General features: G+C 63.3%; 14 protein-coding genes and 1 tRNA gene. 3 read left to right on the top strand and 12 right to left on the bottom strand.

What is annotated here, in order from left to right; genetic code table 11:
- Positions 1-67: 67 nt before the first annotated feature.
- Positions 68-925, top strand: coding sequence for a phosphotransferase (locus PYR64_RS04440; protein WP_064721921.1), 858 nt, complete (start codon positions 68-70; stop codon positions 923-925).
- An 87-nt stretch (positions 926-1,012) separates the two neighbouring features.
- On the opposite strand, the gene PYR64_RS04435 is transcribed toward PYR64_RS04440, so the two are convergent.
- From PYR64_RS04435 to PYR64_RS04415, 5 genes are all read right to left on the bottom strand, one after another.
- Complete coding sequence (locus PYR64_RS04435; protein WP_018777277.1) at positions 1,013-2,371, bottom strand: ABC transporter substrate-binding protein; 1,359 nt, start codon at positions 2,369-2,371, stop codon at positions 1,013-1,015.
- 238 nt (positions 2,372-2,609) lie between these two features.
- Positions 2,610-3,722, bottom strand: coding sequence for an ABC transporter permease (locus PYR64_RS04430; protein WP_227453702.1), 1,113 nt, complete (start codon positions 3,720-3,722; stop codon positions 2,610-2,612).
- 74 nt (positions 3,723-3,796) lie between these two features.
- Complete coding sequence (locus tag PYR64_RS04425; protein WP_189075902.1) at positions 3,797-4,486, bottom strand: ABC transporter ATP-binding protein; 690 nt, start codon at positions 4,484-4,486, stop codon at positions 3,797-3,799.
- Positions 4,483-5,568 carry a peptidoglycan-binding protein gene (locus tag PYR64_RS04420; RefSeq protein ID WP_146230285.1) on the bottom strand — a complete coding sequence of 362 codons (1,086 nt, stop codon included), beginning with the start codon at positions 5,566-5,568 and terminating at the stop codon, positions 4,483-4,485. The genes PYR64_RS04425 and PYR64_RS04420 overlap by 4 nt, the downstream gene beginning before the upstream one ends.
- Positions 5,565-5,930: a hypothetical protein gene (locus PYR64_RS04415; RefSeq protein ID WP_110504374.1), complete on the bottom strand. Its 366-nt coding sequence runs from the start codon at positions 5,928-5,930 to the stop codon at positions 5,565-5,567. The genes PYR64_RS04420 and PYR64_RS04415 overlap by 4 nt, the downstream gene beginning before the upstream one ends.
- A gap of 424 nt (positions 5,931-6,354) precedes the next feature.
- Here PYR64_RS04415 and PYR64_RS04410 point away from each other — a divergent pair, with 424 nt between their 5' ends.
- Positions 6,355-7,023, top strand: coding sequence for a response regulator transcription factor (locus tag PYR64_RS04410; protein ID WP_110504372.1), 669 nt, complete (start codon positions 6,355-6,357; stop codon positions 7,021-7,023).
- A 1-nt stretch (position 7,024) separates the two neighbouring features.
- Complete coding sequence (locus PYR64_RS04405; protein ID WP_275778594.1) at positions 7,025-8,212, top strand: HAMP domain-containing sensor histidine kinase; 1,188 nt, start codon at positions 7,025-7,027, stop codon at positions 8,210-8,212.
- 811 nt (positions 8,213-9,023) lie between these two features.
- Here the strand turns inward: PYR64_RS04405 and PYR64_RS04400 are convergent.
- The 7 genes from PYR64_RS04400 to PYR64_RS04370 all read right to left on the bottom strand — a co-directional run bounded on the left by PYR64_RS04400 (position 9,024) and on the right by PYR64_RS04370 (position 15,995).
- Positions 9,024-9,818, bottom strand: a complete 795-nt coding sequence (locus PYR64_RS04400) for a hypothetical protein (RefSeq protein ID WP_275778592.1) — start codon at positions 9,816-9,818, stop codon at positions 9,024-9,026.
- Positions 9,819-10,361: 543 nt separating this feature from the next.
- Positions 10,362-10,435: transfer RNA gene (locus PYR64_RS04395), tRNA-Leu, on the bottom strand.
- Positions 10,436-10,456: 21 nt separating this feature from the next.
- Positions 10,457-11,377 (bottom strand): N-acetyltransferase, encoded by a 921-nt coding sequence (locus PYR64_RS04390; protein WP_018777276.1) that lies wholly within the window; start codon positions 11,375-11,377, stop codon positions 10,457-10,459.
- 91 nt (positions 11,378-11,468) lie between these two features.
- The gene (locus PYR64_RS04385; protein WP_018777275.1) at positions 11,469-12,923 is read right to left on the bottom strand and encodes an FAD-dependent oxidoreductase; all 1,455 of its coding nucleotides are present in this window, start codon (positions 12,921-12,923) and stop codon (positions 11,469-11,471) included.
- Positions 12,924-12,961: 38 nt separating this feature from the next.
- Complete coding sequence (locus PYR64_RS04380) at positions 12,962-14,365, bottom strand: S8 family serine peptidase (RefSeq protein WP_275778590.1); 1,404 nt, start codon at positions 14,363-14,365, stop codon at positions 12,962-12,964.
- Entirely contained in the window at positions 14,362-15,318 is a 957-nt protein-coding gene (locus PYR64_RS04375; protein WP_275778588.1) for a Ppx/GppA phosphatase family protein, read from the bottom strand. Before PYR64_RS04375 ends, PYR64_RS04380 begins: the two co-directional genes overlap by 4 nt.
- Positions 15,315-15,995 carry a DUF501 domain-containing protein gene (locus PYR64_RS04370; RefSeq protein ID WP_275778586.1) on the bottom strand — a complete coding sequence of 227 codons (681 nt, stop codon included), beginning with the start codon at positions 15,993-15,995 and terminating at the stop codon, positions 15,315-15,317. The genes PYR64_RS04375 and PYR64_RS04370 overlap by 4 nt, the downstream gene beginning before the upstream one ends.
- Positions 15,996-16,046 lie beyond the last annotated feature (51 nt).

Genomic DNA, 16,046 nt, shown 5'->3' with positions numbered 1-16,046 from the left:
TGCCCATGTTGGGTCTCCCAACGGGCCGGAAGTGACCCCGCTTTGTTGTTGCTGGCATGCTGGACGGATGACTGAAGGCCTCACTGAAGAACAGCGCGCCTTGCTGGAGTCCTGGCTGGGCCACTACCGGGTGGTGCGGGATCATTCCTGGCCACTCCAGGACACCACCGTGCTGCAGTTGGAAACCGCCTACGGAGACCAGGTCATCATCAAGGCGAGTGAGACCAGCCACCATATCCGCCGCGAGATTGCAGCCTATTCCCGTGGATTACCCGGGCTTGATGGCAACGTCCCTGTCATGCTCCACGCCGCCCCTGGCGCCGGTCTCCTGGTCACGCGCTACCTTCCGGGGGCGGTGGTGGCAGGTACGCCGGCAGAGGACGATGCGCAGACCTATCGGCAGGCCGGGGAACTCCTGCGCCTTTTGCATCAGCCGGCAGGAACGTCGGGCAGCTATCTGAGGTCACTCAGCATCAGAACCAGCTCGATGCTGGACAAGGCGCACGGGCTGTTGGCGCGGCCCGTGCTGCGCGCCCTGGCTTCGGCGATTGCCGCCGTCGAACATCTTCCCGTCGAGGTGGTGACCACCCATGGCGACTATCAGCCCCGGAACTGGCTCCACGATGCCGGGACCATCCGCGTCATCGACTTCGGGCGGGCCGAGCTGCGCCCTTGGGTCCATGACCTGGTTCGTCTCGGCCATCAGCAGTTCCTGGAGCAACCCGGGCTGTCAGCGCCCTTCCATGAGGGTTTGGGCAGGCTTGTGGACACAGAAGAGGAATGGCAGTCGTGGCGGCTGGAGAACCTCAACCAGGCGGTCGGAACAGTGGTCTGGGCACACCACGTGGGAGACCGGGACTTTGAACAACAGGGCGTTCGGATGGTGGAAAGAGTGCTTGACGGTTTCGAACCCTATCCCGGTTGACGCAGCAAATCCGGGTTGACGCGGAACAGGCCCCCTTCCTGGTGTGGAAGGGGACCTGTTGCAGACCGTGGTCTGTCGGTGTTCGGCTTAGAGCTTGCCGAACTCCTCACGAACCGGCTTGTAGGTGTTGTCGTCCTGGTACTCGTAGATACCGATGTACGCCTCGGTGGGGTCACCGGCGTCGGAGAACGTCACCGGACCCGACTGGCCGTCATAGTCGATGTCCTTGCCCTCGCGGAGCAGAGTGACGCAGGCGGGGTAGCTGGTGCACTTCTCGCCACCTTCAGAGACTTCCTTCAGCTTGGCTGCGATATCCGTGCCCTTGGTGCTCTTTGCGGCTTCGGAAGCCAGCGCGATCAGGTTCACGGCGTCGTAGGATTCACCTGCGTAGCTGTAGTCCTTCAGCGCGGGATCGATGGCCAGGAGCTTCTTCTTGAAGTCGTCCTTGGCGAACGTACCGGGAATCGTTCCCTGTGCACCCTTCAAGGTGCCTGCCTGGAAGTCCTTGCTGTAGTCCGAGGTGTTGCCGTCGACCATGAACAGCTGCGTGGGCTTGATGCCCTTGCCGGTGATCAGGGGGACGATGCTCTTGGCCTGGTCAAAGGTGATCAGGGCAATGGCATCCGGCTTTGCGGCCAGGACCTTGTCAACCTGGCTGCTGAACTGCGAGTCGCCTTCGTTGAAGAGTTCCTCAGCTACAACCTTGCCGCCGGCGGCCTCGAAGGCCTCCTTGACGTTCTTCTGCAGGCCGGTGCCGTAAGCGTCGTTGAGAACGATCATGCCAACGGTCTGGGCGCCACAGGTAGCCATGTAGTTACCGAGGACCTTGCCCTGCAGGACGTCTGACGGTGCAGTACGCCAGTACAGACCCTTGTCATCCCAGGTGGTGAAGTCGGGCGAGGTGTTCGCGGGCGAGAACTGGATGACGCCGGCACCCGTGATCTGGTTGATGACAGTCTTGGAAACACCCGAAGACGCCGCACCGATGACCGCACTGACCCCCTGGCCCAGAAGTGCCGTGGTGGACTGCGTCGCGATGTCGGTCTTGGTGTCGCCGGAGTCACGGTGAACTACGGAAACCGGAGCGCCAAGGACGCCGCCGGCATCATTGACTTCCTTGATACCAAGGTTCACACCAGCGATTTCGGGTGGGCCGAGGAACGCCAGCGACCCCGTTGTCGGCAGGAGCGAACCAATCTTGAGCGGTGTGGACGTTGTGGTGGTCGAGGGGGGTACAGGTCCCGTGTTGGTGGCAGCCTGGCTGTTGCCGGCTCCCGCTCCGCCGCTCGGTGCCGGGCAGGAGATGCCTGCCGCCGCGGAAGCGGAGGAAGACCCAGTCTGTGTCGGCGTCGAAGACCCGCCACAAGCTGTGGCCAAAAGGGCGACCCCAATGCCAAGCGCTGTTAGCTTGGCGGCTCGGGGCGCCGCTGGGGAAAGATCAAACATTCGTTGTCTCCTCGATCGAAAGGTGCGAACTGCCTTTGATGCGATTACTCAGGTGTTCCTGATTAAGACTCAAACTAGTGCAATTGATCGGCGAACATAAGTGATTCAGGTCACATCCCTATAACACTCGTTGCCTGTGGGGAATCTACGAGGTCACTGGGAATTTTCACTGAAGAGGGAATGTGCTCCCCCTGCTTCCTGTGGCAGGGGGAGCCGTCGACGGCCGTACCGGTGCCCGTCAACTGTTCAACGCGGCAGTAGGCGGTGTTCTCGCGGCCCGAACTGCGGGGACAACACCTGCCACGGCGCCTATGGCCACCGTGGCGCCAACTCCAGCCACGAGCACTTCACCAGGTATGTCGGTGAGCCATCCGTTGCTGCGGGAAACGATCGCGGTAATGAACCACCCGAGAGTGACGCCCGCAATCCCGCCGTAGGCGGCGAGCAGCATGGCTTCAACGAGGAATTGTGCTTTGATGTGCCGGCGGGTTGCACCAAGGGCGCGTCGAAGGCCGATCTCACGGCGTCGTTCCAGTACGGAGATGACCATAGTGTTAGCCACCCCGATGCCCCCGACCAACAGTGCGATTGAACCGACGCCTACGAGCAGCCCCGTGAAAGCTAGATCGACGGTGTTCTTCGCCGCGAGCGCATCCGACGGTCGGCTGACCAGCACTTCATTTGGTGCTTCAGGGTTGATGGTGGCGGGGACCAATTGACGAATGCGATTGACTTCGGAATCGGCGGAACGTTGGTAGATGGTGGTAGGGGCGCCGTCATAGCCGAACATCGATGCGGCAACAGGCTCGCCGATCAGCGCTGACATGTCCAGTTCAGGAGCCAGCGGTGAACGATTCAGGATTCCGACGACGGAAAAGGTGTTGCCGCCAACATCAACCAACGCCCCCGGCGCGTTGAGGCCCAGACGTTGTGCGGTATCGAACCCCAAAACTACGGCCGGAAGCTCGATGGTCGCTGAATTCAACCACGTACCGCTCAGCAAGGTAGCACTCGTAGCTTCGAGTAGGTTGACGTCCGCGGCAACTACCGTGAATCCGCCGGAGTGGCTCTTCGGTACCTCTGCATTGCGCAGAAGGGGGACGTTCTTTATCGTCGACGTCGAACTCGCAGAGTCGACGCCCTCGATACGGCGGACGGCCGCTACCGAGTTACTTGGAAGTGAGGTCTCTTTGCCAAAGGCGTCCTCGCCGCTTGTCACTGTCAAAAGGTTCGTGCCCAAAGAAGCCAGTTCGCGTTGAACCAAGGCTTGGCTTGATGAGGAGATGCCGATAACAGCTACCATCGCAGCGATGCCAATTGCGATGCCCAGCGAGGAGAGAACGATGCGCATAGGGTGGGCCTTAAGGCCATGAACGCCCAATACCAGGACATCACTGAGTCGTAGACGGGAGGTAAGCGGCGCACTCATGCGGTTCCGTTCTTCGTATCGTGGATGATTTCGCCGTCGCGAATGGCCACCCGTCGCGGTACTTTCGCGGCAAGCGATTCGTCATGGGTGATTATCGCCACCGTAGTGCCCGTATTGTTGAGTTCGTCAAGGATTTCCATCACGGTGCGACCGGACTTGGTGTCGAGGCTGCCAGTAGGTTCGTCCGCAAGGAGCAACGGCGGTTCCCCGACGATGGCGCGGGCGATGGCCACCCGCTGGCGTTCTCCTCCGGACATTTGCTTGGGCTGATGACGCATTCGCCGGCTAAGTCCCACACGTTCGAGTGCGATCGCGGCCCTGGCCCGACGTTGACGGGCGGGAGCACCCGTGTAAAGCAAGCCCATAGCGACGTTGTCGACCGCACTCACCCCGTCAAAGAGGTGGAACTGCTGAAACACAAATCCGATGGTGTAGGCGCGCAACGCTGAGAGCTGTGCGTCGGTCATCCCTTCCACGTCCCTGCCCGCAATGGACGTCGTGCCTGAGGACGCGCGATCAAGCGTGCCGATCAGATTGAGCAGGGTGGATTTTCCTGACCCACTGGGGCCAACGATTGCAAGGTACTCCCCCTGGGTAATGCGCAGGTCGACCCCTTTGAGCGCCTGGGTGGGCGGAGAACCGTAGACGCGCGTTACCCCCTGAAGGGCGACGATGTCAGTCGTCATCGTCCGACCACCACGTTGTCGCCTTCGGTGAGCTCTCCGTCGGTCACTTCAACATTGCCGCTGGCGAAGGCGCCCAACGTCACTGGAACGGAACGGGTCTTTCCCGGCTCCTCAAGAACATCGACGGCATATCCACCGCCGCTTTGGGCGAGCAACGCGAGTACCGGAACAATCAGCACGTTCCGGCTCCTGACCTGGGTAAGGCCCACGGTCACGGTGACGTTGTCGAAGTCGTTCGCCGCGGAAGGGTCGTTCAGGGTAACAGTGGCCTGGATCTTGAGGGACTTATCCTCCATTTCTTTCGGAAGTCCGACTTTGGAGATCGTTCCTGTCGACTTGGAACCGTTCGGCAGGGCAATGGTGACCTCTGCCCCTGCCACGGCCACAGACTGAAGCGACGGGTCCAGGGCTGCGACTACTTCTTTGCCGAGCGCGGACACAGTGAGCAGTGCAGGGCCCGAAGGGTCGCCGACCGATGCATTGATGGCCGATACCCGCACATCGCCGCCCGCAAAGACAATACGGCCTACGGGGATGGTACCAGTGACTTCCAAGCCGATTGACATTTGCCAGGCTTTGATCGCATCGGCTGTTTGCCAGCTGAATTCGCGGTCGGGCTGACCAGTAAAATACCCCAGAGCCGCCAGATTTTGCTCCAACTGGAGTACATCCGTTCCAGCCTCCATCCCGGATGCGAACCCGCGCCACACCGGTAAGGCGCCGTGCATGAGAACAACAGGCTGGTCATCGACTCGAAACAGCTCCCGCCCTGCGCCAATTACGGACGCCAAGTCCGGTAGCGCTGTTAGGACGCCGGGAAGAGGGGTGCCTATTGACCTCATCCCGGCGTAAGCCAGGGTGCCGGAAGCCCGAACCTGTTCGGTGAGGTCTCCCCGGGTCACCGCGACCGACTCAAGAGTGACCGTCGTCGCCTTCGACTCCGGCGTCGGTTCCATGAGGACCCCAACAAGGGCCAGTGTCGCAGCGACCGCCAGCCCTGCGCCGGTGAAAGCCCTGATGCGCCGCAACCTTCGGGAATGTACCGGCGCCGGGCCTGCGGGTTCAGTCGTTGTCGAGGTCACTTGCTTCCTCCGAAACCATTAAGGAAGTTCTCGCCATAAGCCTTGGACATGCAGTCGGTGAGGATTGTGCGGTCAAAGTCCCCCGGGCTGACGGCTTGTCCGGCCGAGGTGTCGTCCGCGTCGGGGTCCGGGTCCGGGTAGTCGTATCCGGCTTCGCGCATGCACTTTGCAAAAGCAAGGTCCATCTTCAGGCTTTCCTCCCTGGACGGTCGCGGCGGACCGTCGACCTGCGGGGGCGGGCCGACCTCGGCGTAGCACTTCGTGTAGGCGGCCTGGGAACCACCATTCGGCTGTCTCTTACGGTTGGGATCCACCCCCTCTGCTGCGAGGCAGTCGTTGAGCTTCGTCTGCCAATCCGCCATCAGTGCTTGCCCGTTTCCAGCACTCGGCGCCGTGCCAGGGTCCGTATCCGGTTCAGGGGAGCACGCAGCAAGCGACAATATCAGCGCCACAGCGGCCGTGCCCAGCAGTGAACATGCAAAAAACGGTTTTGAATGGGTTCGGGTTCTCAACAATCCGGGTCCTCGATACTTCTGCTTTGACGGAGACCTTGTGTCACCGTCTGGATGAAGCACATCAAGGAGCAGGTTTTGTTAGCGTAAAGAGATCGGCTTTCGGGCCGGGCATAGTCGAATTTGCCGTCAAGACGTCACCAGCGTTGCCTCAAACGAGGGCCCCGGGAGACCGGGGCCGGACCCGGCGTTGGATCATCCCTCGTCAGCGGCTTTACCAGGAAGTAACCCCGGCTCTGCTTAACTGTTTCCGGGAAGAGAGGAGGGTTCGCGCATGCGGGTTCTGATCGTGGAAGATGAAGCTTTCCTGGCCGAGGCCATCCGCGACCGTCTTGAAGTCGACGCTATTGCCGGGGATATCGCCTTTGATGGTGACGCTGCGCTGGAGGCGACGACGCACACACAGTACGACGTTGTTCTGTTGGACCGCGATATTCCAGGCATCCACGGAGACGAGCTATGTCAATTGCTGTCCTCGAACCCGGAGGGACCGGCTGTCATCATGCTGACGGCGTCCGGGCATCTGGATGACAGGGTTGGCGGACTCGGGCTCGGTGCAGATGACTACCTCACCAAGCCGTTTGAGTTCACCGAACTGATAGCCAGACTCCGTGCGGTCCACCGAAGGCAGTTTGTGTCCCACCCACCCGTCCTCCGTTCCGGCGGGATCTCGCTGGACCCGTTCCGCCGTGATGTGACTCGAAATGGCCGGGCTGTGAATCTCACCCGCAAAGAGTTCGCTGTCTTGGAACTTTTGCTCCGCGCAGGCGGGGGAATCATCAGCGCAGAAACGATTCTGGAGAAGGCTTGGGATGAAAACAGCAACCCATTCACTGGAACCGTCAAAGTCACAGTGAGCAACCTCCGGCGGAAACTCGGGTCTCCGGATCCCATCACCACTGTGATTGGTGTCGGTTATTCCATCACTGACCCTGGCCGCTGATATGCCCGTCCGACCCGCTTCCCGGTCCCGCCGCCGTCGGCTGACCATTCGAACGCGCTTCGCACTCACCTACGCCGGACTATCCATTGCCACCGGCACCCTCATGCTGACGATGATCTACCTGTTCATGCGTTATGTGCCGAACTACGACTTCGCTGTGTTCGACGGCAAAACGCTGCAGGTTGGCCCGTCGGTACCACCCGATGGTGGTAACAGCGTCACCAGTGGTGCGGCCGCTCCCTTTCTCATTTCCTCAACCGAAACCCTCTTCAACGTACTGCTTGCGACCTCGGCCGTGGTCCTGCTTATCCTCATTGTCGCGGGGATCGCAACAGGTTGGTGGATAGCCGGGCGAATGGTCTCTCCGCTCCTGGCCATCAACGCAGCGGCCCTGCGGGCAGCCACCGGTACACTTGACCAGCGTGTAAATTTGCTGGGGCCCCGCGATGAGATCTCGGACCTTGCCGCGGCTTTCGACCATATGCTTGACCGGCTGCAACACTCAATGACAATGACCGGTCGCTTCGCCGCGAATGCCTCCCACGAGCTCCGCACGCCCCTTGCCACCAACCGGGCGATGCTCGACGCAGCCGTCGCGCGGGTAACCGATCCCGCAGAACTGAGCCTGCTGAGCCGTCTCCGGCTCACTAACGAGCGCAGCATCACCATCGTTGAGGCACTTTTGGATCTGGCCGAGATCGAGGCCACGAGTGCACCGCTGACGCCGACCGAACTGTCAACGGCCACACACGAGGCACTCGCCAGCTGTGCAGACGAGGCCCGGTCCCGCGGTGTTGCAATCGAACTGTATCTGGACCCGGTTGTCATCTATGCGAACCAGGCGCTCCTCGTGCAGCTCATCTCGAACCTTCTGCAGAACGCAATTCGTCACAATGAGCCGGGTGGATTTGTGCAGGTGAGCGTCGCGGCGAGCACGGCCGACGCGCTTCCCCGTTTGGAGATTCTCAACAGTGGCCCGGTGGTCGACGAGCAGACACTCGCGAAGCTGACCGAACCGTTCACCCGTGCCGAAGGTCGTACCCGATCAACCGGCTCAGGGTCGACTGGTCGCGGCCTTGGCTTGTCCATTGTTTCCGCCATAGCAGTGCGCCTCGACGCAGACCTCGACCTGAAGGCGCGACCCGAGGGAGGATTGCGGGCCACAGTATTCTTCCCGCTCACAACGTGAGCGCGGCCCTCGCGCGCCGGTCCTGCTGGGAGGCGAATAAAACTCCATGACAAAAGGCCGATGTGCACCTCCGTAGACAGTTCGAGAACCCTGGCCCGGCCCTGAAGACCGTGGCCTCCCGCCTGTCTCGGGGCGTTTACCAGAGTAGTCGGAGGCCGTCGGAGCCATCAATCACGGATACGCGAGGCCGGTTGGTGCGAGCGGTTGGGATGGTGCACACCTTTCTGAGTGCTGGCCAGATCGATGAACTGGTGGCTCTGTATGTGCAAGGCATGACTCTGCCGGAACTAGGCGAGAGATTCGGCGTACACCATCGGACTGCCACGGCGCATCTCGTTCGCCGGACGGTGCCGCAGCGGACAAGAGGGCTGGCAGATGAGCATGTGCCCGAGGCCCGGAATCTCTACGAGAGCGGGATGACGCTGACAGAGATCGGACTGCACTTTGGAGTCAGCCAGGGTTCAGCCCGTCGGGCGGTATCGACCGCGGGCAGGACAACCCGCCCGCGCGGCCGCCGAGGCGGATACCAACTGTGAGTTCGCTCGACCAGCGGTGCGACCGGGATCGCCTGGCCGCGATTTGCTTGGCTATCCGTGTCTGTTGGCACGCTATCCATCGAAGGCGGTCCTCTCGGGCTGGGTGGTCCGTCCGTCTCGTAGACGTGCCGACAGCTACATGCACGTTGCTCCCCACGGAGGGACAGGATGACGTACGCGAAGCGCGATTGGGTGTCCACCCTCTGATCCCACCAGGGTGCGGCGCTCGCGTCGCCCGAATGTCTCGTCGATCGTGGTCACCAGGGTCGGCAGGGTTACAGGAAAACTACTGTCAGAGTCCCTGGCGTGTCTCCATGGATGTCTTCGAAGAGCGCGGAGACGAAGGCCTCGCGCTCTTGGCTGGAGAGTTGGTTACCGGACTCGTCTAAAGGTTTCGGGATCTCAAAGCTGTCCGCATGGTCCGGCTTGGGGTCCGGGCCTGTCGGCCCGGACCAGACGTTTGCCACGTTGTACTCCCAGGGCCAGCTGCTGTCGATTGGCAGCCTGCTGACTGGCAGCTTGCTGACACCTTGGGCCGGCGCACGAACGGCCATAATGCCTCGGGCAGACGCGGAACGCGCGGGGCTGTTTTGTTTTCCTTCCATCATGTGCCAGTAGTAGACCCCGCCGAGCCGCGGAGCATTCACCGACATCGCTGTCTGCTCCCACCAGTCGGACCGGCAAGGCGTCCAGTTGCCGCGAATAACTTGAAGCTCTCGCTGGTACAGGGCAAGGTAACCGTGTTTCTCATAGGTGTCGCCATCCCAAACGAACGAGGCCGTGTTGAGGTGGCCTAAATGTTTCTGAGTGAGCGCAGATTTTAGGACGTACTTGTTGGCGGCGAAATCAATTTCCTTGACGAGCTTGGCCTGGTAGACGCGGATCGTCTTCGCTCTGTCGACGATTGCAAGATCGCCACCAAAAACGGCCTTCTCCGCCGCGGACGTCACGGCATATACCGCATTTTCTCCAGCATGGCGCCAGAGAGCGGTCATCACGGTGTCCGTGACACCGACCTCGTTCAAGGACCAGGCAACCGGTTTTCCCGATGCCACCACGGAATTTTTCATTTTGAGTACCGCGCCTGTTAGTTCGACGCATCTTCGTACTCGCGCAAGGTCGCCCGTGCCTTCCACGAGGCGATCCCCATCGCACCGGCCAATAGATGCTTGGTTTTGGAAGCCATGTGGCGATTATGGCGTCCGCCGAGCCCGATTTGCGGGATCTCATGCATAGTTTTGCCGAGCATGTCATTGACGCGACGCGACGCCGTGCCCGCTGGTCGCGAGCAACCGCGGTCGTGCTGGCCGGCAGCGATCGCGTCTACTGCGGCGAGCGAGTGTGCATCACTGCAGTGAAGGCAAACCTTTCGTCAGGCGAGACGTGCAGGTGAAGGTTGACGGGACCCGCTATTGCAGCGTGGCTCACACGACGACCCTGCACCGGTTGCGTTAAGGGTTGCATCCGCAACTCCGGGGTTGCACGGCGCAATCGTGCGCACCAGTCCGCACCACCACCCAACGCTCCAGCATCACCTTCGTGCACCCACGGGAAAGCCCTCTGACCAGCCTATTTGCAACAATGTTGCGGAGCGGGCACCCACTTGCCCTGTGTGCCCCAGGTGGGACTCGAACCCACAACACGCGGATTTTAAGTCCGCTGCCTCTGCCAATTGGGCTACTGGGGCGCCCGGACCATGGTATCCCAGCTACAGCCGGTTGAAGGGTTCGGCGTACCGGAAGGTGCCGTGAACGCCGTCGGGCCAGTCCGGCAGTGCCAGCAGCTGGAAGTGATCTCCCCACCCCGCTTCCGGTGGTGCCACGCCCAGGGGCCTTGCCGGCACAAAGCCGAACCGCTGATAGTAGCCCGGGCTTCCCAGCAGCGCGATCCCCGGTTCCCCCATGGCGGTGGCACGGGCCACCGTCTCGCGCATGAGGGCAGAACCGACGCCACGGCCCTGGAACTGCGGAAGCACGCCGATCGGCCCCAGCCCAAGGAGCTCCAAGTCTCCCACCCACCCCCGGGTTGAGATCGCATGGCCCACTATTTCGCCGCCTGCCTCAGCCACCACACTGAGTTCCGGAAGGTACCCGCTGCAGTCAAAGAGTTCCCGGAGCAGCCCTGCTTCAATCGGAACGCCCTCCACCGGCTCGCCCGTCACCGGCGAAATGGCGAAAGCGCGCGCGGTCAGTTCCAGGATCTCCGGGCGGTCTGCCGGCCGCTCAGTGCGCAGGACCAGACCCTGCGCCAGCAGCCGCAACACACCCATCGCCCGCGGCGCGTCCGCCACCGGCACCAGCAGGTGGTCGTGGTGGAAACCGGCAAGGACGTTGCAGCTGATGCCCGCGTGCGTGAGCGCTGCGCTGACTGCAGCGGTCAATCCCACGGCTTCCAGCGCGGAGTGGACCTGCAGCGTAATCCACGAGGCCACAAAGTCGTAACTGAGTCCGAGCCTGTCCGCCTCATCCCGGTGCAGCACCACCGTCAGGCCCTCAGCCTCCCGGACAGCGGCCTCAATGGCGCCTTCCAATGGACGCCCGTGCGGCCAGAGCGCGTACACATAGTCACCGTCGCGGAACACGGGGTGCAGGGATTCCAGCAGGGTGGTCAGATCTGTTTCACCGGGCATGGCTTCAGTCTAGAAGACGGATTAAACGACGACGGCGGCCACTCCCCGCAGGGGGCGGCCGCCGTCGTGCTTGTACTAATTGGTGCTTGTACTACTTGGCGTCAGCAGTCACCGGGGTCTTGTCCTCGACAGGCTTCCCGGGCGCAGGAGCGGGCGCCGGAGCTGCGGCAGGCTTGGGAGCCGGCGTTGCTGCGGCCACGAACGCACCGCGCGGGTTGTCGAGGTCGATCAGCTGGGTGGTGTCGCGGCCTGCGAAGAAGGACAGGATCCAGCCAAAGATCACGCGGAACTTGCGCTCAACCGTCGGCATGGCCATGCCGTGGTAGCCACGGTGTGCAAGCCAGGCGAGGCCGCCCTTGAGGCCGATGCGGCCCAGTAGGTTGATGTTGGCAACGCCCTTCCACTCGCCGAAGCCGGCAACAGCACCAAGGTTCTTGTGCTTGTAGTCGTGGAGCGGCTTGTCCCAGCGGGAAGCCCACAGGTTCTTGGCAAGCTTCTTGGCCTGGCGGAGTGCGTGCTGGGCGTTGGGGACGCAGGTGCCGTCCGGCAGGCCCTTCCCCGTGAGGTCCGGAACAGCGGCGATGTCGCCGGCCGCCCAGGCGTTCTCCACGATGCCTTCGTCGCCTGCGATGCGCAGGTCCGGGAGGACGCGGACGCGGCCGCGCGGTTCCAGCGGGAAGTCGGTGGACCGGATCATCGGGTTGGCCTGCACACCGGCAGCCCAAACGAGCGTGTCTGCTTCGACTTCACCGGCAGAGGTCTTGTCCGGCAGGTTGATGAGCTTGAGGTTGCCCTCGGCGCTGTCCAAGGAGGTGTTGAGCAGAACTTCGATGCCACGGCTGCGGAGGTGCTCCACGACCCACTCGGCCTGCGAGGCGGTGACCTCGGGCATGATGCGGCCCATGGCTTCAACCAGGATGAAGCGGACTTCTTCCTGGCGGACGCGCGGGTTGTTGCGGACTGCTGCGCGGGCGAGGTCTTCCATTTCGGTGAGGCACTCGATGCCTGCGAAGCCGCCACCGACCACTACGAAGGTCAGTGCCTTGGCGCGCTCTGCGGGGTCGGTCATGGTGGAAGCGGCTTCAATGCGCTCCAGGACCTTGTTGCGCAGCGCAACGGCTTCTTCGATGGTCTTCAGGCCGATGCCCTTGTCCGCGAGGCCCTTGATGGGGAAGGTGCGGGTGATGGCGCCGGCTGCGATCACGACGTCGAAGTACGGGATCTCGAAAGGCTCGCCGCCATCGGAAGGAGCCACGACCGCAGTGCGGTTGGCGTGGTCGATGCTGGTGACGCGGCCCTGGATGAGCTCAGTCTGCTTCAGGTGCTGACGGTGGGAGACGACGGCGTGGCGTGCCTCGATGTTGCCACCTGCCACCTCGGGGAGGAACGGCTGGTAAGTCATGTAGGGCAGCGGATCCACGACGGTGACGATGCCACCGGCATTCGCGATCTTCTTCTGCAGTTTGAGTGCTACGTACAGGCCGACGTAGCCGCCGCCGACGACGAGAACCCGGGGACGGTCAATGAGCTCTGGGGTGGTTGCCATGGATCCAGAGTACAACACTTTGTGAAAATCTTCACTAACTACGTTTTGCCGGGCGGATCCACCGTCTCCAAAATGCCGGTTTCAACCTCTTCAGGCACGGCGGGAGGATACTTCGACACCCGCCGCAGCTGGATGGCGGCGCCGGCCACCAAGGCGATGAAAAGCGCGCCAAAGCCCAGTACGACGGCGGCGGGCAAGGCATCGTCGACGGTCGCCGGAGACTTGGCGACAGGAACGGTGGGGTCGGCCAGGGTGGGCACAGCACTGGTCGGGCTGGCTACTGGTGCTTGTGAAGGCTCACTGAGCACCCCGCGGCGATGCACCCGGATCCAGTCCGCGATGGATCCCAGCGGATTGCTGCTGGTGGTGGGAACATCGGCCTTGAGCGCAGCCTCGGCGTCGAGGACGCCATAGCCGTACAGCGGATCCTTCCCAGGCGCTCCGGCATCCTTGGCCGTACTGACAATCCGGTTGATGACCTGGCTGGCACTCATCTCCGGCCATTTGGAGCGGATGAGGGCCGCCACGCCGGAAACGATGGGAGCGGCGCCCGAGGTTCCGGCCCATTCGGCGTAGCCGCCGCCGGGAATGCCTCCCACAAGGTTCTCCGCCGGTGCGGCCACCCCGATGCTGATGCCCTGTGACGACGAGTCCACGCTGGCGCGGCCTTCGCCGTCGAGCCCGGCGACGGTAAGGACGCCCGGGATGGTGGCCGGGGCCCCTACCTGGACGTTTCCGCCCACGCGGTTGCCTGCGGCAGCGACAATAACGACATCCTTCTGCTCCGCATAGAGGAAAGCCGCGTCCCAGCTCTGCGGCCAGTCCGGTGACGTACTGCCGAGGGAAATGTTGATGACCTTCGCGCCGTTGTCCACGGCCCAGCGAACGGCGTCGGGAATTTGCTCCTGATCGGTCTTCCCGCCGGGGTTGGGCGAACCAAGCCAGGTGGACACCGACAGGATCTGGGCTTCCGGTGCCACGCCGGTGATCCCGTCCGGTCCCCCGGCAGGAGGAGTCGTGGGGACAGGCGGGGACGAGGGTGTCGCGGAAGCCGAAGCCGACGCCGACGGTGGGGGCGTCGGCGTCGCATGCCCTCGCCCTGCCAGCATGGTAGCCACCAGCGTTCCGTGCTCGGTCTTGGCACCGATGCTCTTTTGCCCGTCGGGGGTACCGGCTCCGGAGACATCCGTACCGCCCACCACGGCACCCTTGAGGTCGGGGTGGTTCCCATCGACGCCGCTGTCGATGATCGCCACTTTGACCCCTGCCCCCTTGGAGACCTGCCAGGCGTTGGCAACCCCGGAATCCTTGATCCAGAACTCCTTGTCACGCCAGGCGTCCGCCACCGCGGCCGGAGCCGTCACGACGGCACCCAGCAGCGCACCGCCGGCCAGCACGGAGGCAAGGGCGGCGGAGAGGGTACCGCGGCGCAGCACCGTCATTCAGCGTCCCGGATGCTCAGGGCAATGCCGTCCAGGATGTCGTGCTCGCTCGAAACGGCTCCACGGATCCTGCCGTTGCCGGCCTCAGCCAGCCGGGCCAGGATCCGGCGCCACACCAAGGCTCCGGCCCCGATGACATCCACGCGTCCGGGATGCATGTAGGGAAGCGCTGCGCGTTCGGCCCGGGTCATTTCCAGCAGGCTGGTGCAGGCGTCGCTGATGGTCACAAGGTCCAGGGATGCGCCGTGGATCCGCTCGGGCTGGTATTCGCTCAGGCCCAACGCGTGCGCGGTGATGGTGGTGATGGAGCCCGCCACTCCAACCACGGCTGTGGCGCGGTCAAACGGGACCGTCCGGGCCGCGAGGTTGATCGCGGCATCGACGTCGGCCTCTGCGGCAGCGATTTGAGCGGCAGTGGGCGGATCGTTGCGAAGGTGGCGTTCGGTGAGCCGCACGCAGCCGATGTCCACGGATCGGGCGGCGATCACGCCGCCAGAGTCGCCCAGGACAAACTCCGTGCTCCCGCCGCCGAGGTCCACCACCAGGATGGCGTCCTCCCCCGTGACGGGCAGGACGCTGCTTGCGCCGGCGAAGGACAAGGCAGCTTCCTCGTCACCGGAGATGACCTCGGGCTCAACTCCCAGCAGGTCCCGGATCCCGTCCACGAAAACCTGGCGGTTACGGGCATCGCGGGTAGCCGAAGTTGCTGCGAAACGGACCCGCCGGGCGCCATGGTTCTCGATCAGGCGCGCGTAATCGCGGGCGGCTGCGAAGGTACGCTCAAGGGCCTCCGGAGCAAGCTCGCCGGTGGCATCCACGCCCTGGCCCAGCCGCACCACACGCATCTCACGCACGACGTCGGTCAGCGGCCCCGGTGCGCCGCTCGCCGAAGCGTCGGCGATGAGGAGCCGGATGGAGTTGGTTCCGCAGTCGATGGCGGCCACACGGCTCATGCGTTTCCCTCTTCTGCAGGGGTTGTGGACTGGACCTTGCGCACCGGCGCCGGGCGTCCCACGATCTCCGGAAGACCCTGGGGGCCGTGTCGGCTCAAGTCCCGGGAGGGCGCCTCCCCCGCGGTGTCCCATGCTCCGTCGCAGTAACAACGGTCCTTGGTCCACCACTCGGAGATGGCTTCGATGGCCTCGTCGCCGAGCGGATTGACGCCCGGACCAGCGGCCAGGGAGTGGCCCACCAGCACGTGCAGGCATTTCACGCGGGTCGGCATGCCCCCGGCGGAGATTCCGTCGATCTCGGGGACGGCACCGGTGCCGGAGCGGCCGGCGATGTCGTTTCGAGCCTGCAGATACGCCTCATGGGCGCCCCGGTAGGCGTCAGCAAGGTCCTGCTCACCGGTCAGGCGCTGGTTCATTTCGTTCATGAGCCCACCTGCTTCAAGCCGCGAAACAGCGGAGGTGATGACCGGGTGGGTCAGGTAGAACGTGGTGGGAAACGGGGTCCCGTTGCTGAGCCGCGGCGCGGTCGCCGCCACCAGCGGGTTGCCGCACACACAGCGTGCCGGGATCTCCACGACGTCCCGGACCGGCCTGCCGAGCTGGCGGCTGAGGACCTCGAGGTCGTGTGCTGATGGCTGGCGGGATTCCTGCGGCACGGCTGCCGTGTTCTCTTCCACTTGCGCTGCCAACCTTCCTGCCCTTGTTGCCGTGTCCCATGCGGACACGAC

It is taken from the genome of Paenarthrobacter sp. Y-19, from assembly GCF_029223985.1.
Taxonomy (GTDB): domain Bacteria; phylum Actinomycetota; class Actinomycetes; order Actinomycetales; family Micrococcaceae; genus Arthrobacter; species Arthrobacter nicotinovorans.
This window is presented reverse-complemented; position numbering and strand designations above follow the sequence as displayed.